This is a genomic window from Microbacterium algeriense, from assembly GCF_008868005.1.
GTDB lineage: Bacteria > Actinomycetota > Actinomycetes > Actinomycetales > Microbacteriaceae > Microbacterium > Microbacterium algeriense.
In genome coordinates, this window is record NZ_WAAO01000001.1 from 789,182 (window position 1) to 813,899 (window position 24,718).

Consider the following 24,718-nt stretch of genomic DNA (forward strand, 5'->3'; position numbering starts at 1 on the left):
GCTTCCGCGCAGCGGTCCGAGGAGGTGGCGAGCAGGAACGCCCTCACGTCAGAGGCTTTTCCGTCGGCGCGTGTCCGGCGGTATGGTCGCGGGATGGATCTGCAGAGCATCTGGCCGCTGTTCGGCCTCTCGATCGAGACTCCCCGCCTGCGCCTGCGTCCCGTGCGCGACGAAGACCTCCCCGGCCTGGTCGATGCGGCCCTGGGTGGGGTGCACGAGCCGGAGCGCACGCCGTTCGGGTTCCCGTGGACGGATGCACCGGAAGACGAGCTGCCGAGCAACATGGCGCGGTTCCATTGGAGTCTCCGCAACCGCGTCGCCCCGCACGACTGGACGGTGGCCTTCGCCGTGCACGAGGGGGAGCGGATCATCGGGGCGCAGGATCTCGCGGCGTACGGATTCTCGGATCGCCGCACCGTGAACACCGGATCCTGGCTCACCCGCTCCGCCCAAGGACAGGGGTTCGGGACGGAGATGCGGGCCGGCCTGCTCTCGTTCGCGTTCGACACCCTCGGGGCCGAATGGGCCGAGTCCAGCGCGGCGTCGTGGAATGAAGCGTCGCTCCGCGTCTCCTCGAAGCTCGGGTACCGTCCCAACGGTGTGACGCGCGTCTCGCCACGGGCCGGGGAACCCGTCGACGAGCAGCGGGTGCGGTTGCGCAGGGCGGACTTCGTCCGTCCGGACTGGGCGATCACCGTGCGTGGCCAGGGCCCCGCTCTGCGGCAGCTCGGCATCACGGCGTGACGCGACGACGCGCGGTGTGAGCCGGAGGCCAGGCAGCAGGTCGGGCTCGGAGCCCCGTTGATGGCGATCGGTCAGAGCACGGGACGCTCGGTAGTCTGGCGCGCATGACGGATTCCGCAGACATCCCCACATCGCGCCCGATGGATGCGTGGCTCGACGCCCTCAGCGAGCCCACCGGCTCGCCGGGAGGGGGCGCGGCGTCGGGGGTCATGCTCGGAATCGCGGCATCGTTGATGCGGATGGTCGCCGGTTACACCCCGGACGAGCCCGCCGTGGCCGGGAGCGCCGGCCGTCTCGCGCGTGTTCGCACCGATCTCCTGGAGGCGGTCGAAGCGGATGGCGTGGTGTCGGCGCGCTTCGGAGCCGCGCTGGCGCTCGACGCCGACGACCCGGAGCGGGACGAACGGGTCGCACAGGCCGCCCTCGACGCCGCCGCTTCCGTGGCGGAGCTCGGCTCCCTCGGCATCACTCTCGTCTCGGACGCAGACGCGCTCGCCGCGGACGGAAACCCCAACCTCGCGGTGGACCTCGCTGTCGCGATGGAGGCTCTGGTCGCGGGGCTGTCGGGTGCGTCCGTGAATCTCCGCGCGAATCTGAAGACGGCGCGCGCCCACGGTGCATCCTCTTCCCTGCTCGGCAGCCGGGAGGAGGACGTCGCGCGTTTGGCCGAAGCGCGGACCCGGATCGGGCGGATCTCCGCCGCGCTGTCCGCCCGCCTGGAGTGACGACGCGTCCACCCACGGTCGCGGATTCCCGACTCCGTTAGGCTCGCGTCATGGCACAGCCGCAGTCCCCCGGCCGGGGCGCCGACCCGAAGGCAGGCCACGACGCGGCGAGACGGCGGCGGACGGTGTGGACCGTGATCGTGACGCTGCTCGTGCTGCTCGTGCTGTTCTACGGCGCCCGCGTGGCATGGCTGTCCATGATGGCCACAGAGGGCGACGTGCCTCCCGCGTCGGCCGTTCCGCTCCCTCCCGGGGCGGAGATCCTGGGCGACAGCGTGGGCTGCGGCAGCGGAGGCTGCTCCGTCACGTTCACAGTGCGCCCCCCAGCCGGGCAGTCTCCGCACGCTCTCGCCGAGGAGATGGGGGCGACGCCGCAGCTCGCCGTCCCGGGGAACTTCTTCGATCCGCGAACCGTCTGGGTGTCGGCGCGGCCTGCCGGCCCCGTCCTCAACCTCGTCGTGGACTACTGGTCGACGGAGTGGGTTCCCTGAGCCCTTCGAGCGAGCGCGTCATCGAGCAGTCCGGCGGCAGCGCTCCCTGACGATCCGGGGGCATCCGCGCGGGTGGGGTCGCTGCTCCATCCGCTGTCCAGGGCCGGCCACAGATCGAAGCTGGCGTCACCGATGAGCGGCTCCGGGTCGATCGCCAACCACGGTTCGCGCTCCGCAGCCAGCGGGGCGTCGGGTCCACGATGCCAGTCCATCACAGCGAGGCGAGTCCCGTGGCCGCCGCCTGGGCTACCCCTGCGCGGCGTTCCGCTCGTCGTCGGAGTTCGGGGTCCAGCCGTACCAGCCGCCCGAGGCGGGGATCACGCTCCAGTCGCCGCAGACGAAGACCGTCTTCGCGTCGTACGCCGACGGAGCGTCGTCGAGTGTCCACGACGGCGCAGACGTTCGGGAGGTCTCCACACACTCGGCCGGGAGCGACGCAGACGCGCTCCGCAGCAGGATGACGGCATCGGCGGCGTCCTTGATCGTCGATGTCCTGACCGTGATGGCGGTGGCGTCGTCGGGCACCCAGTCCGCCTTCACCGGTGCCTCCGCACGGAAGGCGGCGCTGTCGTCGAACGTCTGGGTGGACTGCTTGTGCACGAGCCCGTCGACGGCAGCGCATCCGCCGAGCGTCAGAGCGCCGCCGAGGAGAAGGAGGGCGGTGGCGGGGAGGAGCAGGCTTCGTCGTGTCATGTTTCCAGCCTCATCGACGTTGCGGGCCGACGCGTCAGCCTGGGGAGGTATCCCTGCTCCGTCGCGGGAGGGATCTCGTCCGCATCAGCGCCACGCGTCGGCGACGCCCTCGCGCATCTCGGCCCCGGTGACGTCGCGGAGGAACGCGACCTGGGCGACCATGGCCTGCTTCGCCTGCGGGGTGTCGAGCGCCAGCTGGTACTCGTGGCCGACCGTGTCGGGTGTCGTGGCGGGGTCGAAGAACAGCTCCGTGATGTCGACGCCGGCCCCGTCCAGCGCCTGCGCCCACTCCTGGTTCTGCTTCAGGAGCGGGTCGGCCGGGCCGGTGGAGACCAGGGTCGGCGGATACTCCGCGTCCACGTACTTCGGGAGGGCCGTGTAACGGAACTCCTCCGCGTCGAGGAAGGACTTCGTCCCGGAGTACGACCACATCACGGTGCGCATGAAGAATCCGAACGTGTCGTTGTCGTAGTCGACGGTGGTGGGGTCATAGGGGCCGCTGAACAGGACGACGCCGCGGAGCTGGTCCGGCGCGACGGATGTCGGGAGCCCCGCGGCCTCCGCGTAGTCGGGCTGCGCGATCGCCATCGCCGACTGCGCCGCGATGTGGGCCCCAGCGGAGTCGCCGGCGAGGACGAGACGTTCCGGATCCACTCCGAGCTTCTCGGCGTGCGCGACGACGTAGTCGATCGCACGATCCACCTGGCGGATCGGCGTCGGGTAGACGGCTTCGGGGGCATGGGTGTACTCCACGTTCACGACGGTGAAGCCGTGCGAGGCGAGAACCTGGAGGTAGTTCCGCAGCGGTTCCTTCTGTCCGGCGATGAAGGCGCCGCCGTGCACCCAGAAGATGGTCGGCAGCGGAGCATCGGCGTCGGCGGGGCGGAACACGTCGAGCCGGCCCTCGGCCGAGGACTCGTCGTAGACGAGGTCGAGGTCGGCATGGATGTCGTCGGGGACGTACTCGGCCGCGGTCTCGGCATTGTGCAGGCCGGCGGGGTCGGGAGCGGAGCGGATGATCCAGACGCCGGGCCAGGGGCTGACGTTCCAGAAGATCGCCCCGGCGACCGCGAGCGCGGCGATGACGCCGACGATCCACAGGACGACGCGAACCCACCGCTTCATTCCGCCCGACCCCTCAGGTTCTGATGCCGCACAGACCGGACGGGCTGCGCGCGTTCGAACCTATCGCGCCTCTGCCTCGGGCGCTGTCGCCGGGCGACCCTATGCTGACGACATGAGCGAAGACGCTGGCCGCGCAGTGATCGCGGATCTCTCTCGCATCCCCAATCCCGATGCGATCGACCGCACCGCCTTCGTCGAGCTCGGGGGCGTCGAGCAGTTCGTGTCGATCCGTGGCCGAAGCGCGGCGAACCCGGTCCTCATCGTGTGCCACGGCGGCCCGGCGCTGCCCTCGCTGCCGTCATCGTGGATCTGGCAGCGCGCGGTCGAGGACTACTTCACCGTGGTCAACTACGACCAGCGGGCCAGCGGCAAGTCGGCCGGGAGTGTGACCGAGGGGATGGATCTGCGCGTCGACCGATACGTCGATGATCTCGAGGAGCTGATCGCCTGGGTCCAGGATGAGCTCGGCGTGCGGAAGGTCGGCGTCCTCGGCCACAGCTGGGGGACGATCCTCGGCCTCACCCTCGCCGAGCGGAGGCCCGACCTGCTGTGGGCGTACATCGGGGTCGGCCAGGTCATCTCCGGACCCGAGAACGAAGCGGAGAGCTTCGGGTTCGCGATGCGGAGCGCGATCGCGGACCAGAACCGGCAGGCCATCGCGGAGCTGCAAGGCCTCGGCGACTACCCCGGAACCGAACCGCTGACCATGGACCGGATCGTGACGTGCCGGAGATGGGCGCAATACTACGGCGGTCTCTCCGCGTACCGATCGGATTTCGCGTATTTCACCGAATCGCAGGAGCTGTCTCCGTACTACACGGACTCCGACCTGAGTCTGATCGGCGTGGGACAGCGGGCGACCATGCCCCAGGTGCTGCCCGCCCTGCTCGGCTTCGACGCACGGGATCGGACCGCGTTCGAGGTGCCGATGCTCCAGTTCCTCGGACGCCACGACTGGACGACGCCCACGGGTCCCGTCGCGCGCTGGCTCGAGCACGTGACGGCACCGGCCACGCATGTCGTCTGGTTCGAGAACTCCGCGCACCTGTGCATGTTCGAGGAGCCGGGGAAGTTCGTCGTGAGTCTGGTGACGCACGCTCTTCCCCATGCCGCGGCCGAGTAGGACGGCGCTGTTCCGTCAGCGCTCTTCGAGCAGCCGATCGCGCACCTGACGGCGCAGCACCTTTCCGATGAGCGAGCGGGGGAGCTCATCGACGGCGGTGATGCGCCGGGGCACCTTGTACGGGGTGAGGCGGGTGCGGCAGAAGTCGCGCAGGGCGTCCACGTCGAGGACGGTGCCCTCACGGAGGACGACGGCGGCGGCGACATCCTCCCCGCCGTGCGGACGCGGGAGTCCCACCACAGCCGCCGCGGCGACGTCAGGGTGCGCTTCGAGCACGCCCTCCACCTCGCTCGGCGACACGTTGAACCCGCCCGTGATGATGAGCTCCTTCAGGCGATCGACGATGGTCACGAATCCATCGTCCGAGACCTCGACGATGTCGCCCGTCCGGAGCCAGCCGTCGGGCAGCAGGGCATCGGCTGTGTCGCCGGCGCGCCCCCAGTACCCCTGGAACACCTGCGGTCCTCGGATGAGGAGCTCCCCGCTCTCCCCGGCCGGCCGGTCGACGGTGGGATCCGCCGGGTCCACGACGCGGATCTCCGTGCTCGGGAAGGGGACGCCGACGGTGCCTGGGCGACGGGTGCGCCCCATCGGATTGCCGAGCGCGACCGGAGAGCTCTCGGTCATGCCGTACCCCTCGACGAGGATTCCGCCGGTGGCCTCCTCCCAGCGCTCGACGGTCGCGACCGGCAGGCTCATGGCACCCGAGATCGCGAACCGCACGGTCGAGAGATCGATGGTGCCGCGTCCCGCGGCCCGGGCCAGGGCGTCGTAGATCGGCGGCACCGCCGGGAGGAATGTGGGCGGGGCGGAGCGCACGGCCGCCGTCACCAGATCCAGATCGAACGTCGGGAAGAGGACGAGGCGGGCGCCGATGCTCATCGCGAAGGTGAGGCACAGCGTCATCCCGTAGGCGTGGAAGAGCGGGAGGACCCCGTAGAACGTCTCCTCGCCGTCGACGAGGCCCGGGACCCACGCCCGACCCTGCATGGCGTTGGCGCGGAGGTTCGCGTGGGTGAGGATCGCCCCCTTCGGCACGCCCGTGGTGCCGCTCGTGTACTGCAGCAGGGCGGTGTCGCCCAGCGCGGGACCCGGTACGCGCCGGGAGAGCCGCCGGTGGTCGACGAGCTTCTTCCAGGGGAGGAGATGCCGCGCCTCAGGCCTCGCCGTCAGCTTCGCTCGGGCCGACCGCGCCTGGGGGAGCGGAAGGCGGAGCGCCAGCCGCTTCGACAACGGCATCGCCTCGGTGAGGTCGACGCTGACGATGTGCTCGACGCGGAGGTCGCTCGGGAAGCCGGCGATCATGTCGGCGGCCTTGTCCCACACGATCGCGACCCTCGCGCCGTGGTCTTCGAACTGGTGCCGGAGCTCGCGCGGTGTGTAGAGCGGGTTGTGCTCCACCACGATGGCCCCGAGGCGCAGCGTCGCATAGAAGGCGATGACGTGCTGCGGGCAGTTCGGCAGCACGAGCGCGACACGATCACCGTGGACGACGCCGAGTCGGCGCAGACCCTCCGCCGCACGCTCGATCTGCTCCCCGAGCTCGCGATAGGTGGTGACGGCTCCGAAGAAATCGAGTGCCGGGCGCCGGGCGAAGGCCTTCACGCTGGCGGCCATCATCTCCGGGAGCGTCTGCGTCGGTCGATCGATCTCCGCAGGAACGCCGTCCGCGTAGGAGTCGAGCCAGGGTCGCGAGTCGAGAGGATGGGCCGTCATGGTCCCATCCTGCCTGCTCCGACCTATCTGCACACCGAGACCGGACTGTGGGTAGCATGGGCCGCAACGCCCATCCACGGCGAAGCGGAGAGTCATGCGACACCGTTCCTCTGTCCGTGCCGCGCTCGCGGCCGTCCTGATGATCGCGGCTGCGATCCTGGTCGCACCCGCGACGACCGCCACGGCGGCCGGGGAGGCGAGACTCTCGCTGTTCAAGCGGATCGAGAATCTCGACACGGGCTCGAGCATCGGCGATCGTTCGCTCTGGGATGTGCAGGCCGTCAACGTCGCCACAGGGCAGACGTTCCGCGGGCAGGGACTCAACGGCATCCAGAGCACGCCGGTGCCGCCGGGGACGTACCGCATCTCGGAGATCGTCCGCCCGGATACGCCGGGCGGCTATCGGTTCACGGAGTGGGACTGCGGGGGCAGCATCACCACCGCGCCGGTGCGCACCATCACGCTCACGGCCGACCAGCAGCTCACCTGCACCGTCACGAACGAGGCCATCAGCCCGACCCTCACGCTCATCAAGGAGGTCGTCGGCGGCAGCGCCGATCCGTCGCTCTGGCTCCTGCGGGCGGACGGCCCGTCGAGCATCCAGGGGCAGGGGAATTCGGCCGACGTGACCGCTCGACCCGTCCGGGTCGGCCGGTATCAGCTCAGCGAGACGGGGGGACCGTCCGGATACGTCGCCGGTGAGTGGTCGTGCAGGTCCACGACGCTCGCCGGGGCTTCCGCGCCGTTGCCCGTCGAAGCGGGCGGCTGGATCGACGTCGGGCTCGACCAGTCCGTCACCTGCACGATCCGGAACACCGGCTCGCTTCCGCAGCTGACGCTGCGGAAGCAGGTGGAGGGACCGGGAGGAGCGCCGGTGGATTCCGCCGCGGAATGGACGCTGTCCGCGGCCGGCCCCACCCCGGTGTCGGGCACGACCGGCTCCACCGAGGCCAGCCACGTCGCGATCGCACCGGGGACGTATGCGCTGTCCGAGGCCGGGCCCGCCGGCTATGCAGCCGGTGAGTGGGTGTGCGTCAACGTGGCGACGACCCCGGCGACCCCGCTGCCGGTCACGGCCGGCACCATCACGATCACGGGCGCCGAAGACGTGCAGTGTTCGATCGTGAACACGTTCTCCGGGGGATGGCTCACGCTCGTGAAGGAGGTCGACGGGCCGCAGCCTCCGCAGGCGTGGACCCTGATCGCGGACAGCGGCGCCGATCACGTCGAGGGGGTCGTCGGTGATGCGGACGTGACGCGTGAGCCCGTCGCGGCCGGCACCTACGACCTCACCGAGTCCGGCCCGACGGACGGGTACACGACCGACGGCTGGCAGTGCTCGAACTCCACCGGATTCGTTGACACGGTCGACGTCGCCCCGGGCGAGGAGGTCACCTGCACGATCGAGAACGTCTCGGTGACCTCGCATCTGACCCTCGTGAAGCAGGTTCAGAACGCGGGCGGCGGGGCCCTCGCCCCGGGTGACTGGACGCTGGCGGCCACGGGGGACGTCGATTCCTTCTCCGGGCCGAGCGGGAGCCCCGCCGTGACCTATGCTCCTGCGGACCCGGGCGTGTACGAGCTCGGGGAGACGAGCGCGTCGGCCGATGCGGATCTCTACGCGGCGGGGGCCTGGTCGTGCATCGACGACGCGACAGGTGAGCCCGAACCCATGCCGACCGCGACCTCGGTGGTGATCGACGGCACCGACGACTCCGTGACCTGCACCATCACCAACACATGGACGCGCTCCACCCTCACCCTGCGGAAGCGTGCGATCGCCCAGTTCGGGACGGTTCCGCCGCCGAGCAGCTGGACTCTGCAGGCACAGTCGGGGGCGACCACCATCACCGGTGCGGCCGGGTCGCCCGAGGTCACGGCGGTGTCGATCCCCGGCGGGCTGACCTGGTCGCTGTCGGAGGTCGCCGGGCCCGGCGGCTTCGAGGAGGTCGGGTGGTCGTGCCCCGGCGTCGACCCGACCGGCCGGATCACCATCCCGGGCGGGCGAGACGTCGTGTGCGAGGTGCTGAACAACGGCCTCCCGCCGCGGATCACCCTCGTCAAGCAGATCGACGACGCCGCCGGAGGTACAGCCTCGATCGGAGACTTCGAGATCAAGACCCGCGGCCCGGGGAACGCAGCTTTCGCGGGCGCGAGCGGAACACCGGCCGTGACCGGGCTGCTGACCCCTCCGGGGGAGTACGTGTTCAGTGAGGATGGTCCGGCGGGCTACGACGTGTCCTGGTCGTGCACCGGCACCGCGTTCGATCCGGCGACGGAGACGGCCACGCTCGGGTTCGGCGACGTCGCCGTGTGCACCGCCCTCAACACCGCGATCGCCCCCTCTCTCAGCCTGGTGAAGGAGGTCGAGGGCGGCGAGGCCGGTCCGGCGCTCTGGACTCTGCGCGCCGACGGGCCGTCCGACCTCGAGGGCCGCGGCGCGGTGGACGAGACCGACGTCATCGCGGGTGTCTACACCCTCTCCGAGACCTCGTCGGCTGAGGCGGCGACCGACTACGGCGCCGGCGACTGGCTCTGCGAGGGTCCGGGATTCCCGGGAGCGGGCGGCATCCGGCAGACGGGTGAGGGCACCGCCGAGCTGACTCTGCCGCTCGACGCCGCCGTCACGTGCACGATCGTGAACACGTTCGGAGATGCCGTCGAACCGACGGACCCGCCGACCCCGACGGGTCCGCCGAGTCCGACCGGTCCCCCGAATCCGATCGACCCGACCGACCCGACGGGCGGAGGTTCCGGCGGGGCGCTGCCGGGAACCGGTGGTGACGGCACCCTCGCCCTGATGGTGGGCGGAGTCGCGCTCCTCGTCGTGGTCGGCGGCATCACGCTGATCGTGGTCTCGCGTCGACGCTCGCGTGCCGCCGAGGAGCGGGACGCCGAATAGCGGCATCCTCGCGCGGCTGCCCATGGCGCGGTCGCGCTGATCAGCGCGGCGCGTCCAGGCGGGCGACGACGATTCCTGAGCTCGACTGCGGATCGTCCATGGCGACGAGGGCGTCGACCGCGCCGTCCAGATCCACGGTCGAGCCGAGGAGGAGCTCGGGGCGCAGGCGTCCCGCTCGCACCAGATCGAGCAGTGCGGGGTAGTCCGCTCCCGGCATCCCGTGGGACCCGATGATGCTCAGCTCCCAGGCGATCACGCGTCCCCAGGGCAGGGCGGCCTCCTCGCTCTCGCCGAACATGAGCCCGACCTGCACGTGCGTCCCTCGACGGCGCAGACTCCTGATCGCCGTCTGCGCGGTGGCCGCGGAGCCGATCGCGTCGATCGTGACGTGCGCGCCCCCGGATGTCGCCCGGCCGATCGCCTCCTCGGCGTCGGCTCGTGTCGCGTCGACCGTGTGCGCGGCGCCGAGCACGCGAGCTCGTTTCAGTGCGACCGGGGAGACGTCGACGGCCGTCACCGTCGCGCCGAGAGCCGTGGCGATCATGACCGCCGACAGCCCGACACCACCGCAGCCGAACACCGCGACCTCGGTCCCGGCGTCGACCCGGCCGTGCGCTGTGACCGCCCGGTATGCGGTGGCGAACCGGCAGCCCAGCGAGGCCGCGGCCACGGCATCGACGCTGTCGGGGATGGCGACCAGGTTGGTGTCCGCAGCACGCACCACGACGTACTCCGCGAACGAGCCGGGGTGCGTGAAACCGGGCTGGGTCTGATCCGGGCAGACCTGCGCCTGTCCGGAGAGACACCATTCGCACCGCCCGCAGCCGTTCACGAACGGCGCGGTCACCCGATCGCCGGGCGCGAACCGGCGCACCTCGGCTCCGACCTCCGCCACGACGCCGGCGTACTCGTGACCGGGGACGTGGGGGAGGGCGACCGGGTCGTGCCCTCGCCAGGCGTGCCAGTCGGAGCGGCAGACGCCGGTGGCCTCCACGCGGACGAGAGCTCCGTCCGCAGGGCACTCCGGAACCGGGATGCGGGTGACCGTGGGGCGCTCGCCGGTTCGCTCGTAGACGACGGCACGCATGTCGAGGGGAGGCATCCCCTCATTCTGCGCGCTTCGGCGCCGCACGGGGATGTGCAGAGCGCTGATCCGGCCCGATGGAGCGTCGCACTCTGCACATCCGGGCGGAGGTCCTCCCCACCGGCGGAGCGTCGATCAGGGGATGATCCGCCGATCGCGCAGGTCCTGGAAGATGCGCGCGAACATCGCCTCCGTCTCGACGTACTCGTGGAAGCCGGCGCGGCGCACCTTCGAGGAATCGGCGATGACGTCGTAGTCCCAGCCGAAGACGAAGTCGCCGAAGGGCCAGGACGCGACCTCGTCGTACGGCGTCGGCACCAGCCCGTGGCGTCGGACCATCGCCGCCCAGACGTCCGCCTTGTCCGCCATCACCTCCGTGAGGCTCAGCGGCAGCGGCGGAGCGACTTCGAGGTCGAAGAACGCGGCGATCCGGGGCCACAGCGCTGACCATCGGAACATGTCGCCGTTGGTGATGTTGAACGCCTGGTTCCGGGCGGCTTCGCTCGACGCCGCCCACGTGGTCGCCTTCGCCAGCAGGTCGGCGTCTGTCATCTCGAGCAGGCTCGAATATGCGCCGGGCTTGCCGGGGAACCGCAGCGGGATCCCGAGCTCCTTGCTGATCGACGCGTACACCGCGATGACCATCGCCAGATTCATGGGGTTCCCGAGCGCGACGCCGGCGACGACCGAGGGGCGCAGCGCCGACCAGGTCCATGTCGCCCCGCCCTGGCGTCGCTCCAGGAAGCGCTGCTGGTCGACGTTGAACTCGGGCGGCATGTGCGGCGCGTCGTCCTCACGCGCCGGGGTGGCGAACGGTCCGAGATGCGCGCCGTAGACCTTGTATCCCTGCATGAGGCTGATGTGCGCGAGCCGCGGGGCGATCGGCTCGATCGCGTCGACCACGTTCTCGAGCATCGCGAGGTTCGGCGCGACCAGGTCCGCCCATCGCGCGCGATCCTGGTAGGCGGCGTAGAAGATGTGCGTCGCGTCCGTGAGTCCGGCCAGCTGCTCCCGCGTCGCCGCCCCGTCGAGCAGATCGACCGCGATGTGTCTGACCGCACCGGCGTCGCGGCCGCCCCTGCGCGACAGCCCGACGACCGACCAGTTCCCTTCCCTCTCGAGGTGTGCGATCAGGTTTCCGCCGATCACTCCCCGTGCTCCGACCACCACTGCTGTGCGTTGCATGCGCTGCCTCCATCGTTAAATCGCGATCTAACGATGAACTATGACGGATGCATCGGTAAATCGCAATATTGCGATACGATCGATCCGTGAGCGAAGCGGACGACGAGACGATCGAGGCGGCCTTCAAGGCCCTCGCGCACCCCACTCGCCGTGCCATCCTCGAGTGGCTGAAGGAACCCGACTCCTTCCCGCCGCAGGACCGCCCCGCCGAAGAGGTCGGTGTCTGCCTCAAGCACATCCAGGCGCGCGCCGGGGTCTCGCAGTCCACCGCCTCGCAGTTCATGGCCTCGTTGCAGCGGGCGGGGCTCGTCACGTGCACGCGGATCGGACAGTGGTCGCACTACCAGCGGGACGAGCGAGGGATCGACCGCCTGCGTCAGCACCTGAACGCCCTTTAGCCCGCGTTCGATCCGGGCGGACGAGGACGCGGTCGCGGGCTCCTAGACTCGGGACATGAGCGACGACGTGCGCAACCTGAAGACAGCTCTCTCCGCCATCTCCGAGCACTGGCAGCCGCACCGGCTGACCAGCGTGAACGACTATGACGTGAAGGTGGTGAAGCTGCAGGGCGAGTTCGTGTGGCACACCCACCCCGACACCGACGAGCTGTTCCTGGTCGTGCAGGGTGAGCTGACGATCCAGCTGCGCGACCGCGACGTGGTGCTCGGCCCGAACGACGTGTTCGTGGTGCCGAAGGGCGTGGAGCACTGCCCGAAGGCGGACCAGGAGGTGCACGCGATCCTCTTCGAGCCGCAGGGCACCGTCAACACGGGCGACGCGGGCGGCGACCGGACCTCCGAACTCCGCGAGCTGGACTAGCGGTCGTCGCTCACCGCATGCTCGCCTCCTGACCGAGCGCCGTCGCGTTCATCACGGCGTCGAGGGAGGCCGTGAGCACCGACCGGTCCTGGCCGGCGGCCCATCCCGTGCGTGAGCCGTGGCGGTACTCGATGAGGGTGATCGCCTCGCTGTCGCTCCCGACGCCGGTGCTGGCCTGGTGGAGGCTCAGGATCTCGGTCGCGAATCCGAGCCGTGCGAGCGCCTCGGTGAGCGCCTCGACCGGGCCGACGGCATCGTGGCGGGTGGTGGTCTCGATTCCCCCCACGCGGAGCGTGATGGTGGTGCTCCGGCCCGTCGTGTCGAATCCAACGAGTTCCACGGGGGTATGGCGCGGATCGGCGAGGTACGCGGTGCGGAAGATGTCCCAGAGCTGGGCGGCCGTGACCTCGCTGCCCCTCTCGTCGGTGTGCCGCTGGACGTGGCGGGCGAAGTCGATCTGGAGCCGGCGGGGCAGCTCGAGCCCGTACTCCGCCTCCAGCAGGTAGGCGATGCCGCCCTTGCCGGATTGGGAGTTCACGCGGATGACGGCGTCGTAGCTGCGTCCGATGTCGGCGGGGTCGACCGGCAGGTACGGCACCCGCCACTCGATCTGCCGTTCCGGGCGCCCCTCGGCGGCGGCGCGGGACCGATGCTCGGCGAAGCCCTTCTTGATCGCGTCCTGGTGCGTTCCGGAGAACGCCGTGTGGACGAGGTCTCCGACGTAGGGATGGCGGGGATGGATCTCGATGCCGTTGCAGTGCTCGACCGTGCGGCGGATCTCGTCGATGTCGGAGAAGTCGATCATCGGATCGACGCCCTGCGCGTGGAGGTTCAACGCCAGCGTGGCGAGGTCGACGTTCCCGGTGCGCTCTCCGTTGCCGAAGATGCACCCCTCGACGCGCTGCGCACCGGCGAGGACGGCGAGCTCCGCGCAGGCCACGCCGGTCCCTCGGTCATTGTGGGGGTGCACCGACAGGATCACCGCGTCGCGGCGGTCGAGGTTCTTGTGCATGTACTCGATCTGGTCGGCGTAGACGTTCGGGGTCGCGATCTCCACGGTCGCCGGGAGGTTCAGGATCACCGGACGCTCGGGGGTGGCGTCCCACAGCGTGGTCATCGCATCGCACACGTCGAGGACATAGTCGGGTTCCGTGAGGTTGAAGACCTCGGGAGAGAACTCGAACCGTACGTTCGGCAGCTCGCCGGCGAACTCCCGCACGTCGCGGCCGCCCGCGAGGATCAGTCTCTTCAGTCCCTCCCGGTCGTGCCCGAGCACGACGTCGCGCCACGTCGGGGCTGTCGCGGTGTACATGTGGACGACCACGGGATTGCGGATGCCGCGGATGGATTCCACCGTGCGCCGGATCAGCTCCCGCCGCGCCGGCGTGAAGACCACGACCGTGACGTCCTCGGGCGCGATGTCGGACTCGGCGATCAGGCGAACGAAGTCGTAGTCCGTCTGCGACGCGGAGGGATAGCCGACCTCGATCTCCTTGTAGCCCATCGCGACCATCAGTTCGAAGAAGAGCCGCTTCCGTTCCGGGTCCATCGGCTCCGCCAGGGCCTGGTTCCCGTCGCGCAGATCCACCGGCACCCACAGCGGAGCCCGGGTCAACCGGTGGGAGGGCCAGTCGCGGGTGGTGAGGGGGACCGGCACGCGGGAGTACACGTCGCGGTAGCGCTGCGACGGCATCTGCGAGTGCCGCTGCCTGTTCCATTCCGGCGCATCCGTCGGGATCGCTCCTGCCGGAGTGGCGAGGGTGGGGAAGGTGCTGCTGTACATGGTCTGGTTCCTGTCGGGATCGTTCGCGAAGATCGACCGGCGCGTTGCGGCTCCACGGTGGGGAGCCGGTCAGGCTAGGCCCCGCCGTGGCGGCGAAGGAGGAGGAATCTCGAGAGGAGCACGAGTCGAAGCTACCACAACTCCTCAGACAAGTAGAGAAGTCTGTCGCAGTGAGAGAATGACCGCATGACGACCGTCCGCCGCGAATCCCTCGCCGAGCAGGCCGCCGAGATCCTCGCCACCCGCATCCGTGACGGCGAATGGGAGATCGGCGGGAAGCTGCCAGGGGAGACGACGCTCGCCCCGCAGCTCGGGGTCGGGAGATCGACCGCCAGGGAGGCCATCCGCATCCTCGCCGGCCGCGGGATCCTCGCCACCCGCCAGGGGTCCGGAGTGTTCGTCGCCGCGACGGATGACGCGGCGACGTGGGACAGCGTCCTGCGGCGTGCCGACATCGTCGCGGTCATCGAAGCGCGGACCGCGATCGAGGTCGAGGCCGCCGCCCTGGCCGCGGAGCGCCGCACGGCCGCACAGCTGAAGCTCCTGCGAGAGGCGCTGGACGAACGGGAACGACACCGCGGCGACATCGACGAACACGTCGCGACCGACATGGCCTTCCATCGCCAGATCGTCGTGGCGGCGCACAGCCCGATGCTGCTGGACCTGTTCGACGGGTTCGCGCCGCGCAGTCGCGAGGCCATGGTGGACATGCTCCGCCTCCGCGGGCGGTCCGGGGACGACGCCGATCACGGAACCCACGTCCGCATCACCGAGGCGATCGCGTCCAGGGACGCGGCTGCCGCGGCCGCGCTGACCCGCGACCACCTTCGCGCGCTCACGGCGCAGCTCGGCTGAGAGGGAGCAGTCCGGTCCTCCGCGACCCGAACGCGGAGGACCGGCGAAGTCGAGCGAGAAGGTTCGCGAACGCACCCACCCCCAATCGAGGCTCCCAGACCCGAGAGAGATCTGAGCGCGTCGTCTGGTTCGACCGACGCAGAGCGCGAAGCGACTCCGTGTGCCTGCAACGATACGGGTGGTCGAGCCGTGCGCCCGTATCGGGGGCCGTCCCTTGACGCGGGCACCGGAGCACTGCTAGCGCGAGGGGCGGCGGGGAGCGGATAGCGCGCGCTCCGGCCTCCGCGCAAGCCCTTCGACCGCGCGGGCGGGATGGGTGAGGCTCTCGGGCATGAAGCTCGTGTCCTACGCAGGTCAGCAGATCACCACCACGGATGAGGTGGCCGAGGCGCTCGTCGCGCTCGCGGCCGCCATCGCCAGGGAAGGGGAGTCCGCGGCTCTGCGGATCCCGATCGCTGTGGACGGACGGAAGGAGGCCGCCGATCTGATCGTCGGTGTCGGGAACGACATCCTCGTCGGGCCGCAGGCCTCGGACGGTGACGACCCCGACTTCTCCGCCGAGGCGGCGCAGATCCGCGCACACCGCCTGTTCCCGCAGCGCGTGGAGGGCGATGAGGACGACGAGGAGGTCGTGGCGGTGCTGCCGCTCGACCTCGACATCGAGCGCGGAGTCTGACCCGTCAGCCGACGGAGCGAACGGGATCGGACAGCACGCGCACACTTCGCCTCATCTCACGCCCCCGCGAGCCTTTCGCCGTCAACGGGCGTAGGCTGAACGCACCACTCAGCGATCATCTCGGTTGCGCCTCTTGGCACGGGTTCCGTGGCAGAACAGAAGAGGCTGTGATGGGTACGTTCATCTACGAAGGCAACGTCAAGACCGAGATCGAGGATCGTGCGCTCACGCACCTTCAGCTCGTGATGACGGCGAAACTGCGCCGCGGGGAGCCGTTCCCCTTCACCTGGAAGCAGGACGCGAGCATCGGCGGCGGTCGTCTGACCGTCTGGATCCACGCCGGCAGCTCGATGGTCTTCAAGTACCACGGCAGCCGCCAGCCGTCGGTCAACCGCGAGTGGATCGAGAACCTCGCCTTCACCGCCAGCGCCCCCGGCGGCCTGTATCTCGTCCCCGAACCCGCGCCCTCGTCCGTCCCGGAGCGCGTCGCCGAGTCGGTGTAGCTACCGAACCGGCAGGCTCGGCGCAACCCCTCTTCTCGCTCTTCGAAACGGGGCATACCGTGGTCCCCATGGACAGGGCGGACGCGACAAGGACGATCACACGGTTGGAGATCGACGGGCACGCCATGGTCCTCTCGGCGGAGCACGACGTCCTCGACCTCATGCGTCGCATCGAGGAGGCGGCGCGGGGGCAGCCGACGTTCGTCGACGTCGCCGGCGACCGCGCGATCATGAGCGTGCTGATCACGGCGAACACACGCGTGATGATCTCCGTCGAGCAGGTCGATCGGGTCGCGCCGACCGTCGCCCCGAACGAGGCGCCGTTCCTCGACTGGGACAGCTGGTAGCGTCTCAGAGCGCCGGGCGCTCATCCGTGCTGAGGGCGGCCATCAGGATCGAGTCCACCCACTCGCCGTCCCAGAAGAGCGTATCGCGCTGCCGTCCTTCGTGACGGAATCCCGCCTTCTCATAGGACCGTTCGGCGCGCGGATTGAAGGCGAACACGTCGAGGCCGACGCGGTGCACGCCCAGGTCGTCGAACGCGTGATCGAGCACGGCGCGCGCGGCCTCGGTGCCGTACCCGCGCCCCATCCATCCGGGATTGAGAGCGATGCGGAAGTTCATCGCCGCGTCGTCCGGCTCGAGCTCGTTGAGCACGACCTCCCCGACGTACCTCTCCGTCGCGAGGTCGATGATCGCCCAGTCGGCGCGATCATCGCGGTCGGCGAGCGAGGTCAGGTGCCGCAGCACGTCGTCCCGCGAGAACGTCCGGCGCGTGCCGGTCAGCCGCAGGGTCTCCGGATCGGAGATGCCCTCCATCGCGCCGTCGATGTGCGACGGACCCAGGGGTTCGAGCCGGAGCCGCGGCGTCATGAGCGTGGCCACGGCGGTCAGGAGGGAGGTGTCGATGGACGGCGGATTCATGGGTCCTCAGAGGTCGGCAGAGCATCGGGCCGAAGGCGGCGCGCCCGTCCATCGTGGCACGGCCGCGGCTCGGGTGTCCGGAGCCGTCGATAGGGTGGTGCCGACCTCGAGGAAGGATTCGATCCATGGCACCCGTCGTCACGGCGCTCGACCACATCCAGCTGCCCGTCCGAGACCTCGGCGAGGCCGTCGCCTGGTATCGGGAAGTCCTCGGCTTCCAGCTGCTCACCGATTACGGGGCCTACGCCATGCTGCGACTCGAACCCGCCCTCGACCTCATGCTGTGGGAAGCCCAGGAGTACACCCCGATGCGCGTCGCGCTCGACGGCGAGATCAAGCCGGTATTCTTCCTCAAGAGCACGGCGCTCGACGAGCTCGCCCGTCGTCTGGAGCGCGCGGAGGCGGCCGTCGGCAGCGCGGAGGACCTGGGGTTCGCCCGGGTGCGCAAGTTCTCCGATCCGAGCGGGAACCTCCTCGGCGCGATCGAGTTCGCCGCGCAGGGCTAGCGGTCCGGGGCTCAGCGCCGCACGCGCGCGCGGGTCTTCGCGACGCTCGCGAGGGTGGCCCGCAGCGGCGTCCCGAGGTACAGGCCGAGAGAGGCGCCGGATGCGAGTCCGATCCCGATCACCGCGGCGTCGATCAAGGAGCCGCCGCTGTCGAGCATGCCCGACGACGTGCCGGCCGAGTGCACCATCTCCAACAGCCCCTGGAACACGGCGACACCGGGGACCAGCGGGACGATGGCCGCGGTGGTCACGGCGACGGACGGCACATGCAGGTTGCGGGCGATCAGCATGCCGACGAAGCTCGCGAGCAGCGCTCCGATCGCGCTCGCGGCGGCAGGATGCAGGTTCACGGCGATCGTGGACGAGTACCCCGCCAGGGTGACGGCGCTGAGCAGCGCGCTGACCAGGATGATCCGGAGGCCGGCGCCGTTGAACACGGCCACGGCGACCGCGATGATGATCGCGCCCGTGAACTGGTTCAGGAGCGGGCCGAACGGGGCGGGATCGTCGGGCAGGTCCATCGTGAACCCGAGCACGCCGCCCAGCTCCAGCCCCACGAGGATGCCGATCACGACGCCGAGCGTCTGCATCGTCAGATCGAGGATCCGCCCGCCGGCGGTCAGGGCGAATCCGTCGATCGCATCCTGCGCAGCCCCGACGACGGTGAGCCCGGCGAGCATGAGCACGATTCCCGAGGCCACGATGATCGACGGGCGGATGTCGACGAACGGCTCGATCCCCGCCGTGCCGAGCGCGGAGACGACGACCGCGACGACCGTGGTCACGAACCCGCCGGCGATCTGGCTGAAGAACAGCGGAACCCGCAGTCGGGCGAGACCGGCCTGCGTGAGGGCGGCGCACAGTGCCGCGATGAAGGTGAGACCGACGATGATGGGAGCCGCGCCGAGCATGATGCTCACGCCGACCGCGAGCAGTGCGCGGGCGACGATCACGACGGGCTGCTGGTAACGGAACGGCATGCGCCGGATGACCCGGAACGCGGTGCGCGCGGCTTCCAGATCGAGGCCGTCGTCGATGTCGGCGACGAGCGCCTGCACGCGCTGCAGCTTCGCGTGATCGGGCGCCGTGACGCGCACCACGCGGACCAGCGTCTCCGGCCACACCTCGCCGCTCAGGTGGAAGGACACCGTGATCGAGTTGTAGGTGACGTCGACCTGCACCCCGCGCATCCCGTAGGCATCGCACACGCGCGTGATCGCCAGCGTGACCTCGTGGGCCGACGCGCCGACCGCGAACATCGACTCCCCGATGCGCGTGGCGAGATCGAGCACGCGCGGCACGGTGCGCTCATCGATGATCGGCATCGCCTCGGTGTGCGCGACGGCCAAGGGATCGGTGTGCAGCAGACGGCGGACCGAGGTGAGCAGGGGGCGGCGGGATCTCGGAGCCATATGCTCCATTCTCGCGCCCTGCCGGCCGGCTTCGCGGCGGCGACCCGGCCGATGCCGGATACCGCGCTCAGCGGGACGTCGGCGGGAGCTTGTCGACGCCGTGGCGGTTCGGCTTGCCCGGTTCGGCGGCGGTCTCCGGAGAAGCGTGGGGCGTCCCGCTGGGCGACTCGGAGGTCGGGTAGCTGGGCTCTTCGATCTCGACCGCCTTGTCGCGCTCCTCCAGAGGAGGCAGGTGGTCGAGTGGCTGCTTGATGTCATCGGGGTTGTGGCTCATGGCTCCAGGCTCCGATGGGACCCGCGTGCGGACCAGGGGGTTGTCAGGGTGAGCCTGCTGTGGTTCGGGCTCAGTGTCGCGACGGGATGCGCGCAGGTCAACCCCCTGATCACGACGCGCGAACCGGCCTACGGTCGAGCCACCGAACAGAGGAGAAGAGCATGAGCGATCCGCAGAACACGCAGGGCACGCCCGGACCCGACGAGGAAGCCGACACCGCGTCCGGCGGCGCGCCCGACGACTCGTCCCCCGACACCGACGAGGTGCTGGAGGACGAGACGACCGACGACGAGGGCAAGCCCCTCGAGAACCCCTCCGGAGGCTGAGCGATGCCCAAGTGGGTGACGTGGATGCTGGTCGGCAGCGCGGCGACGGCGGCATTCATCGCCGGCGTCCGCACCGGCCGCACCCCGCGTTAGCGCGCATCCCATCCCCTGTTCCGGTCGCGATATAACAGCCTCCGGGGCCGGTTTTGGCTGTTATATCGCGACGGGAGCGGCGATACGCTGACAGCATGGAGCACGTCGACACGATCGTGGTGGGTGCCGGCGTCGCCGGGCTGACCGCGGCACGCCTGCTGCAGGACGCCGATCGCCGCGTGATCGTGCTCGAGGCGCGGGATCGCGTCGGGGGGCGCGTGCACACCGACCGCACCTCCGGGACGGTGGACCTCGGGGCCTCCTGGATCCACGGAGTCACCGGCAGCCCGGTCGCCGCCGCGGCAGAGGCGTTCGGGATGCGCATGGTCGAGTTTACCGTCGGGGGCTACCAGGTCGACAGCAGACCCATCGCCTCCTTCGATCCTGACGGTCGTCGGCTCTCGGACGAGGCCGCGCGTCGGTTCGCGGCCGATGTGCACGCGGTCGACGCCGCGCTCGTCGAGGTGATCGCCCACTCCGCCCCCGAGGCCTCCTACCGCGACGTCACTGAGGCTGCTCTCACCCGGTACGGCGCGGATGCGGACCGGACGCAGCGCGTGCGGGAGTATCTGGAGCACCGTGCCGAGGAGCAGTACGGCGCGTGGATCGAGGACCTCGCCGCGCACGGCCTGGACGACGACGAGATCGACGGCGACGAGGTCGTGTTCCCCGACGGCTACGACGTGCTCCCCGACCGGCTCGCGGCGGGGCTCGATGTGCGCCTGGGGCAGGTCGTCACGGGCATCGACTGGGGGGACGGCGTCCGGGTGCGCACCGCGTCGTCCGAGTTCGCGGCCGACACCGCGGTCGTGACGCTGCCGGTGGGGGTGCTGCAGTCCGGAACGGTCGAGATCACACCGCCGCTGCCGCCGCGGAACGCCGAGGCGCTCGGGCGTCTGCGCATGAACGCCTTCGAGAAGGTCTTCCTCCGCTTCCCGGAGCGCTTCTGGGACGAGGGCGTGTACGCGGTCCGGCAGCAGGGTCCGCAGAGCCGGTGGTGGCACTCCTGGTACGACCTCACCGCCGTGCACGGCGAACCGACCCTGCTCACGTTCGCCGCGGGACCTGCCGCGACCGCGACCAGGGACTGGGACGACCGGCGCGTGGTGGAGTCGATCCTGGTGCAGCTGCGCCGGCTGTACGGCGATCGGGTCGTCGCGCCCACGCACGTGCACCGGACGGGCTGGCAGGACGACCCCTACTCCCGCGGCTCGTACGCCTATATGACGCTCGGGTCGACCACGGCCGACCACGACGACTTGGCCGCACCCGTCGGCGACGTGCTGCACCTCGCGGGAGAGGCCACCTGGACCGACGACCCCGCGACGGTTCCGGCCGCGATGCTGTCGGGACACCGCGCCGCCGAGCGGATCCTCGCACGCGCCGTGCCGATCGATCGGCTCTGGGCCGGAGCGTAGGCGCACAGCCCACCCTGCCGCAGCGGCTCCGCGGACACTACGCTCGGTCTCGTGACGAACACGCGCGACATGGTCCTCATCCCCGGCGGCACGTTCCTGATGGGGTCCGAGGAGTTCTACCCCGACGAGCGGCCCGTCCACGAGCGCGCGGTCGAGTCGTTCCACATCGACCGCTACCAGGTGACCAACGAGCAGTATGCGGCGTTCGTCGACGCGACCGGATACGTGACGGTGGCCGAGCGCGGGCTCGACCCCGCCGCGTTCCCCGGCGCCGACCCCGCCGACCTCGTGCCGGGATCGATGGTGTTCACGCCCACGTCCGGACCGACCGACCTGCGCGACTGGCGCAACTGGTGGCGCTGGCAGCCCGGCGCGATGTGGCGCCGTCCCTTCGGCCCCGAGTCCTCGATCGACGACCGCCTGCAGCATCCGGTGGTGCACATCGCCTTCGAGGACGCGGTGGCGTACGCCGAGTGGGCGGGCATGCGGCTGCCCACCGAGGCCGAGCACGAGTACGCGGCGCGCGGCGGACGGGACGGCGCCCGGTTCGCCTGGGGCGACGAGGCCTACCCGGACGGTGTGGCGCAGGCGAACTCCTGGGTCGGCCGTTTCCCCTACGACAACCAGGGCGTCGGCGGCACGGCGCCCGTGGGTTCGTACCCTCCGAACGGGTACGGCCTCTTCGACATGATCGCCAACGTGTGGGAGTGGACGACCGACTTCTACACGCCCCGGCACGTGCGGCTCTCCGACCACCCGGTCGACGCCGGCAAGCGGACCAACCTCCTCGCGGCGGCGAGCGCCCAGGAGGGCTTCCCCGACATCCCGCGCCGCGTCCTCAAGGGCGGCTCGCACCTCTGCTCCCCGGACTACTGCCTGCGCTTCCGGCCGGCGGCGCGCTCGCCGCAAGCCGAGGACACCGGGATGTCGCACATCGGGTTCCGTCTCGCGCGCTCCGCGTGAGACGGCCCCGCCCCTCGTCCGCCCTCAGCCGGCGGCGACGATGTCGATCGTGGTGACGGTCTCCTCGTGATCGCAGGCGGAGCCGACCCACAGCCGGATCCTCCCCGGCTCGACGCGGCGGATGCCGTCCGTGCCCGTGAACGCGAGGCGCTCCGCCGGCACGGTGAACTCGATGCGCTGCTCCGTCCCCGCTTCCAGCGTCACGCGCTGGAAGCCGATCAGCTGGGCGACGGGCCGTGCGACGCTGGCGACCTCGTCGTGGGCGTAGAGCTGCACGACGTCGGAGCCCTCGCGGGGGCCGGTGTTGCGCACGAGCACGGAGGCGCGGATGATCCCGTCCGCGGGAACGGTCGGCGCGCTCGTGAGATCCTCGTGCGCGAAGGTCGTGTAGCCGAGGCCGAAGCCGAACGGCCGGACCGGCGTGGGGTCGACGCTCGTGACGTCGGTGCGTCCGCCGAGCGCGGCGTGCAGGTACGAGGAGGGCTGCGCGCCGGCTGACCGGGGGAGCGAGACCGGCAGCCGCCCGGACGGCGAGACCCGACCGCTCAGCACGGCCGCGACGGCGGGGCCGCCCTCCTCTCCCGGGAAGAAGGCCTGCAGGACCGCGGCCGGACGGGGCCGGTCCGAGCGGCGAGCGCCGACGGTCGCGGCGGAGCCGTTCACGGACCCGAGCCCCGCGGTCATCCCCGACGCCCCCTCGCGGTGCGGCAGTGCCCAGTCGAGGGCGTACGGTCGACCGGTGAGCGCGAGGAGCACCACCGGCGTCCCGGTCGCGACGATCGCCTCGACCAGAGCGCGCTGCACGCCGGGCAGCTCCAGGGAGTCGACGTCGTTGCCCTCGCCGACCGTGCCGCGCCCGAACAGTCCGGCACGGTCTCCGACCACGACGACGGCCACGTCGGCCTCGGTCGCGGCGGACACCGCGGCCGGGAAGCCGCTGCGGTCCTCGCCCTCGACGTCGCACCCGACGGCGGTCGTGAACTCGGCGCCCGGCAGCTCGGCGCGCAGTCCCTCGAGCACGCTCGGGAGTGCGATGCCGGCGGGAACCTCCGGGTGATGCGCCAGCACGTGGTTGACGAACGAGTAGCAGCCCATGAGCGCCTCGGCGCTGTCGGCGTTGGGGCCGATCACGGCGATGCGCGGTGAACCGGAGGGGTCGAGCGGCAGGACCCCGTCGTTGCTCAGCAGGACGATCGACTTCTCGGCGAGGCGACGGGCGAGCGTGCGGTGCTCGGCGGAGTCCAGGTCGATCGCGGTCGGCGGCGCGGTGAAGTCGGCGTCGAGCAGGCCCAGCTCCTCCTTCTGCGCCAGGACGCGTCCGACCGCCCTGTCCAGGATGTCCGGGGCCAGCGAGCCGTCGCGTACCTGTGCTGCGAGGGTCGTGTAGGCATCGGGGGAGGGCAGCTCCACATCGATCCCCGCGGTGAGGGCGAGCGCCGCGGCCTCCGCCGAGTCCGCGGCGACGTGGTGCATGGTGCGCAGGAAGTCGACCGAGAAGTAGTCCGACACCACGACGCCGTCGAAGCCCCAGCGCCCGCGCAGCACCTCGTCGAGGTAGTACGGGTCCGCCGCCACGGGCACGCCGTCGATGTCGGTGTACGAGTTCATGACGCTGCGCACACCGCCCTCGCGCACGGCCATCTCGAACGGGGGGAGCAGCACGTCCTCGATCTCCCGGCGTCCGGCCGACACCGGCGCGTGGTTGCGCCCGGCCCGCGAGGCCGAGTAGCCGACGAAGTGCTTGAGCGTGGCGTGCACGCCCTCCGCCTGCATGCCGCGCACGTAGGCGGTGCCGATCGTGCCGACGACCAGAGGATCCTCCGCGATGCACTCGTCGACGCGCCCCCACCGCGGGTCGCGGATGACGTCGAGCACGGGGGCGAGCCCCTGATGGATCCCCAGCGCCCGCATCGACGAGCCGATCACGCGACCGACCTGCTCCACCAGGTCGGGGTCGAAGGATGCTCCCCAGGCGAGCGGCGTCGGGAAGGTCGCGGCCTGCCACGCGGCGAGCCCGGTCAGGCACTCCTCATGCACGAGCGCCGGGATCCCCAGTCGTGTCTGGGTCTGCAGACGCGACTGCTCGCTCCAGAGCCACCGCGCACGGGCGATCGGCTCGACGGGGCGGGTGCCGTAGACGCGGGTGAGGTGCCCGATCCCGTGCGCCGTCGCCTCCTCGTAGCGGGTGGAGGTCTTCTTCTCCCCGGCCATCGGCGCCACGAGTTCATCGCCCTGATCCACCCAGAAGCCGACGAGCTGCGCCTGCTTCTCCTCGAGCGTCATCTGATCCAGGAGCCCCTCCACGCGGGGGGAGAAGCGGGGGCGGGTGTGCGGAGAGGGCACGTCGGCCTCTTTCTGTGGTGATTCGATCGACATCG

25 protein-coding genes and 1 pseudogene are annotated in these 24,718 nt (G+C 70.6%); 15 read left to right on the forward strand and 11 right to left on the reverse strand.

Translation table 11 applies throughout. From position 1 onward, the window contains the following. The first annotated feature begins 93 nt into the window (after positions 1-93). The 3 genes from F6A08_RS03790 to F6A08_RS03800 all read left to right on the forward strand — a co-directional run bounded on the left by F6A08_RS03790 (position 94) and on the right by F6A08_RS03800 (position 1,960). Entirely contained in the window at positions 94-744 is a 651-nt protein-coding gene (locus F6A08_RS03790) for a GNAT family N-acetyltransferase (protein WP_151458661.1), read from the forward strand. A 104-nt stretch (positions 745-848) separates the two neighbouring features. Continuing rightward, positions 849-1,469, forward strand: coding sequence for a cyclodeaminase/cyclohydrolase family protein (locus F6A08_RS03795; RefSeq protein WP_151458662.1), 621 nt, complete (start codon positions 849-851; stop codon positions 1,467-1,469). A 50-nt stretch (positions 1,470-1,519) separates the two neighbouring features. Beyond that, complete coding sequence (locus tag F6A08_RS03800) at positions 1,520-1,960, forward strand: hypothetical protein (RefSeq protein ID WP_017201800.1); 441 nt, start codon at positions 1,520-1,522, stop codon at positions 1,958-1,960. A 59-nt stretch (positions 1,961-2,019) separates the two neighbouring features. On the opposite strand, the pseudogene F6A08_RS17920 reads toward F6A08_RS03800, so the two are convergent. From F6A08_RS17920 to F6A08_RS03815, 3 genes and pseudogenes are all read right to left on the reverse strand, one after another. Beyond that, a pseudogene (locus F6A08_RS17920) lies at positions 2,020-2,175 on the reverse strand (hydroxyurea phosphotransferase); the annotation flags it as partial. Positions 2,176-2,206: 31 nt separating this feature from the next. Continuing rightward, positions 2,207-2,653 carry a hypothetical protein gene (locus F6A08_RS03810; RefSeq protein WP_017201798.1) on the reverse strand — a complete coding sequence of 149 codons (447 nt, stop codon included), beginning with the start codon at positions 2,651-2,653 and terminating at the stop codon, positions 2,207-2,209. 84 nt (positions 2,654-2,737) lie between these two features. Further along, positions 2,738-3,778: an alpha/beta hydrolase gene (locus F6A08_RS03815; RefSeq protein ID WP_151458663.1), complete on the reverse strand. Its 1,041-nt coding sequence runs from the start codon at positions 3,776-3,778 to the stop codon at positions 2,738-2,740. A 112-nt stretch (positions 3,779-3,890) separates the two neighbouring features. Between F6A08_RS03815 and F6A08_RS03820 the strand changes: the two genes are divergently transcribed. Continuing rightward, entirely contained in the window at positions 3,891-4,901 is a 1,011-nt protein-coding gene (locus tag F6A08_RS03820) for an alpha/beta fold hydrolase (RefSeq protein WP_192576677.1), read from the forward strand. Between the two features lie 15 nt (positions 4,902-4,916). Here the strand turns inward: F6A08_RS03820 and F6A08_RS03825 are convergent, their stop codons facing one another. Then, positions 4,917-6,617: a long-chain-fatty-acid--CoA ligase gene (locus F6A08_RS03825; RefSeq protein ID WP_151458665.1), complete on the reverse strand. Its 1,701-nt coding sequence runs from the start codon at positions 6,615-6,617 to the stop codon at positions 4,917-4,919. A 94-nt stretch (positions 6,618-6,711) separates the two neighbouring features. On the opposite strand from F6A08_RS03825, the gene F6A08_RS03830 reads away from it, so the two are divergent. Beyond that, on the forward strand, positions 6,712-9,519 hold the full coding sequence (locus tag F6A08_RS03830; protein ID WP_151458666.1) for a hypothetical protein: 2,808 nt from the start codon (positions 6,712-6,714) through the stop codon (positions 9,517-9,519). A gap of 40 nt (positions 9,520-9,559) precedes the next feature. Here F6A08_RS03830 and F6A08_RS03835 read toward each other — a convergent pair whose 3' ends face one another. After that, on the reverse strand, positions 9,560-10,606 hold the full coding sequence (locus tag F6A08_RS03835; RefSeq protein WP_192576715.1) for a zinc-dependent alcohol dehydrogenase family protein: 1,047 nt from the start codon (positions 10,604-10,606) through the stop codon (positions 9,560-9,562). 132 nt (positions 10,607-10,738) lie between these two features. Further along, a complete protein-coding gene (locus F6A08_RS03840) occupies positions 10,739-11,788 on the reverse strand; it encodes an SDR family oxidoreductase (protein ID WP_151458668.1) in 1,050 nt (349 codons plus the stop codon). Between the two features lie 86 nt (positions 11,789-11,874). Here F6A08_RS03840 and F6A08_RS03845 point away from each other — a divergent pair, with 86 nt between their 5' ends. Together F6A08_RS03845 and F6A08_RS03850 are read left to right on the forward strand one after the other, a co-directional pair. Next, complete coding sequence (locus tag F6A08_RS03845; RefSeq protein WP_151458669.1) at positions 11,875-12,186, forward strand: ArsR/SmtB family transcription factor; 312 nt, start codon at positions 11,875-11,877, stop codon at positions 12,184-12,186. A 55-nt stretch (positions 12,187-12,241) separates the two neighbouring features. Beyond that, a complete protein-coding gene (locus F6A08_RS03850; RefSeq protein WP_017201782.1) occupies positions 12,242-12,607 on the forward strand; it encodes a cupin domain-containing protein in 366 nt (121 codons plus the stop codon). A 10-nt stretch (positions 12,608-12,617) separates the two neighbouring features. Here F6A08_RS03850 and F6A08_RS03855 read toward each other — a convergent pair whose 3' ends face one another. Next, entirely contained in the window at positions 12,618-14,390 is a 1,773-nt protein-coding gene (locus F6A08_RS03855; protein ID WP_151458670.1) for a 2-isopropylmalate synthase, read from the reverse strand. A 186-nt stretch (positions 14,391-14,576) separates the two neighbouring features. Here F6A08_RS03855 and F6A08_RS03860 point away from each other — a divergent pair, with 186 nt between their 5' ends. From F6A08_RS03860 to F6A08_RS03875, 4 genes are all read left to right on the forward strand, one after another. Further along, positions 14,577-15,245: a FadR/GntR family transcriptional regulator gene (locus tag F6A08_RS03860; protein WP_124896410.1), complete on the forward strand. Its 669-nt coding sequence runs from the start codon at positions 14,577-14,579 to the stop codon at positions 15,243-15,245. 331 nt (positions 15,246-15,576) lie between these two features. Continuing rightward, entirely contained in the window at positions 15,577-15,921 is a 345-nt protein-coding gene (locus F6A08_RS03865; RefSeq protein WP_017201779.1) for a hypothetical protein, read from the forward strand. 170 nt (positions 15,922-16,091) lie between these two features. Continuing rightward, a complete protein-coding gene (locus F6A08_RS03870) occupies positions 16,092-16,424 on the forward strand; it encodes a DUF7882 family protein (RefSeq protein WP_017201778.1) in 333 nt (110 codons plus the stop codon). A gap of 68 nt (positions 16,425-16,492) precedes the next feature. Further along, the gene (locus F6A08_RS03875; RefSeq protein ID WP_124896408.1) at positions 16,493-16,771 is read left to right on the forward strand and encodes a hypothetical protein; all 279 of its coding nucleotides are present in this window, start codon (positions 16,493-16,495) and stop codon (positions 16,769-16,771) included. A 4-nt stretch (positions 16,772-16,775) separates the two neighbouring features. On the opposite strand, the gene F6A08_RS03880 is transcribed toward F6A08_RS03875, so the two are convergent. Continuing rightward, complete coding sequence (locus F6A08_RS03880; RefSeq protein WP_151458671.1) at positions 16,776-17,348, reverse strand: GNAT family N-acetyltransferase; 573 nt, start codon at positions 17,346-17,348, stop codon at positions 16,776-16,778. A gap of 125 nt (positions 17,349-17,473) precedes the next feature. Between F6A08_RS03880 and F6A08_RS03885 the strand changes: the two genes are divergently transcribed. Further along, positions 17,474-17,854, forward strand: coding sequence for a VOC family protein (locus tag F6A08_RS03885; RefSeq protein WP_151458672.1), 381 nt, complete (start codon positions 17,474-17,476; stop codon positions 17,852-17,854). An 11-nt stretch (positions 17,855-17,865) separates the two neighbouring features. Here F6A08_RS03885 and F6A08_RS03890 read toward each other — a convergent pair whose 3' ends face one another. After that, positions 17,866-19,266, reverse strand: a complete 1,401-nt coding sequence (locus tag F6A08_RS03890) for a threonine/serine exporter family protein (protein WP_151458673.1) — start codon at positions 19,264-19,266, stop codon at positions 17,866-17,868. A gap of 67 nt (positions 19,267-19,333) precedes the next feature. Next, entirely contained in the window at positions 19,334-19,540 is a 207-nt protein-coding gene (locus tag F6A08_RS03895; protein ID WP_017201773.1) for a hypothetical protein, read from the reverse strand. Between the two features lie 161 nt (positions 19,541-19,701). Here F6A08_RS03895 and F6A08_RS17615 point away from each other — a divergent pair, with 161 nt between their 5' ends. From F6A08_RS17615 to F6A08_RS03905, 3 genes are all read left to right on the forward strand, one after another. Continuing rightward, on the forward strand, positions 19,702-19,866 hold the full coding sequence (locus F6A08_RS17615; RefSeq protein WP_017201772.1) for a hypothetical protein: 165 nt from the start codon (positions 19,702-19,704) through the stop codon (positions 19,864-19,866). A 188-nt stretch (positions 19,867-20,054) separates the two neighbouring features. Next, positions 20,055-21,377 carry a flavin monoamine oxidase family protein gene (locus tag F6A08_RS03900; RefSeq protein ID WP_151458674.1) on the forward strand — a complete coding sequence of 441 codons (1,323 nt, stop codon included), beginning with the start codon at positions 20,055-20,057 and terminating at the stop codon, positions 21,375-21,377. A 69-nt stretch (positions 21,378-21,446) separates the two neighbouring features. Next, entirely contained in the window at positions 21,447-22,340 is an 894-nt protein-coding gene (locus F6A08_RS03905; protein ID WP_151459094.1) for a formylglycine-generating enzyme family protein, read from the forward strand. A 24-nt stretch (positions 22,341-22,364) separates the two neighbouring features. On the opposite strand, the gene F6A08_RS03910 is transcribed toward F6A08_RS03905, so the two are convergent. Further along, positions 22,365-24,716, reverse strand: a complete 2,352-nt coding sequence (locus F6A08_RS03910; RefSeq protein WP_420846030.1) for a beta-xylosidase/alpha-l-arabinosidase — start codon at positions 24,714-24,716, stop codon at positions 22,365-22,367. Positions 24,717-24,718 lie beyond the last annotated feature (2 nt).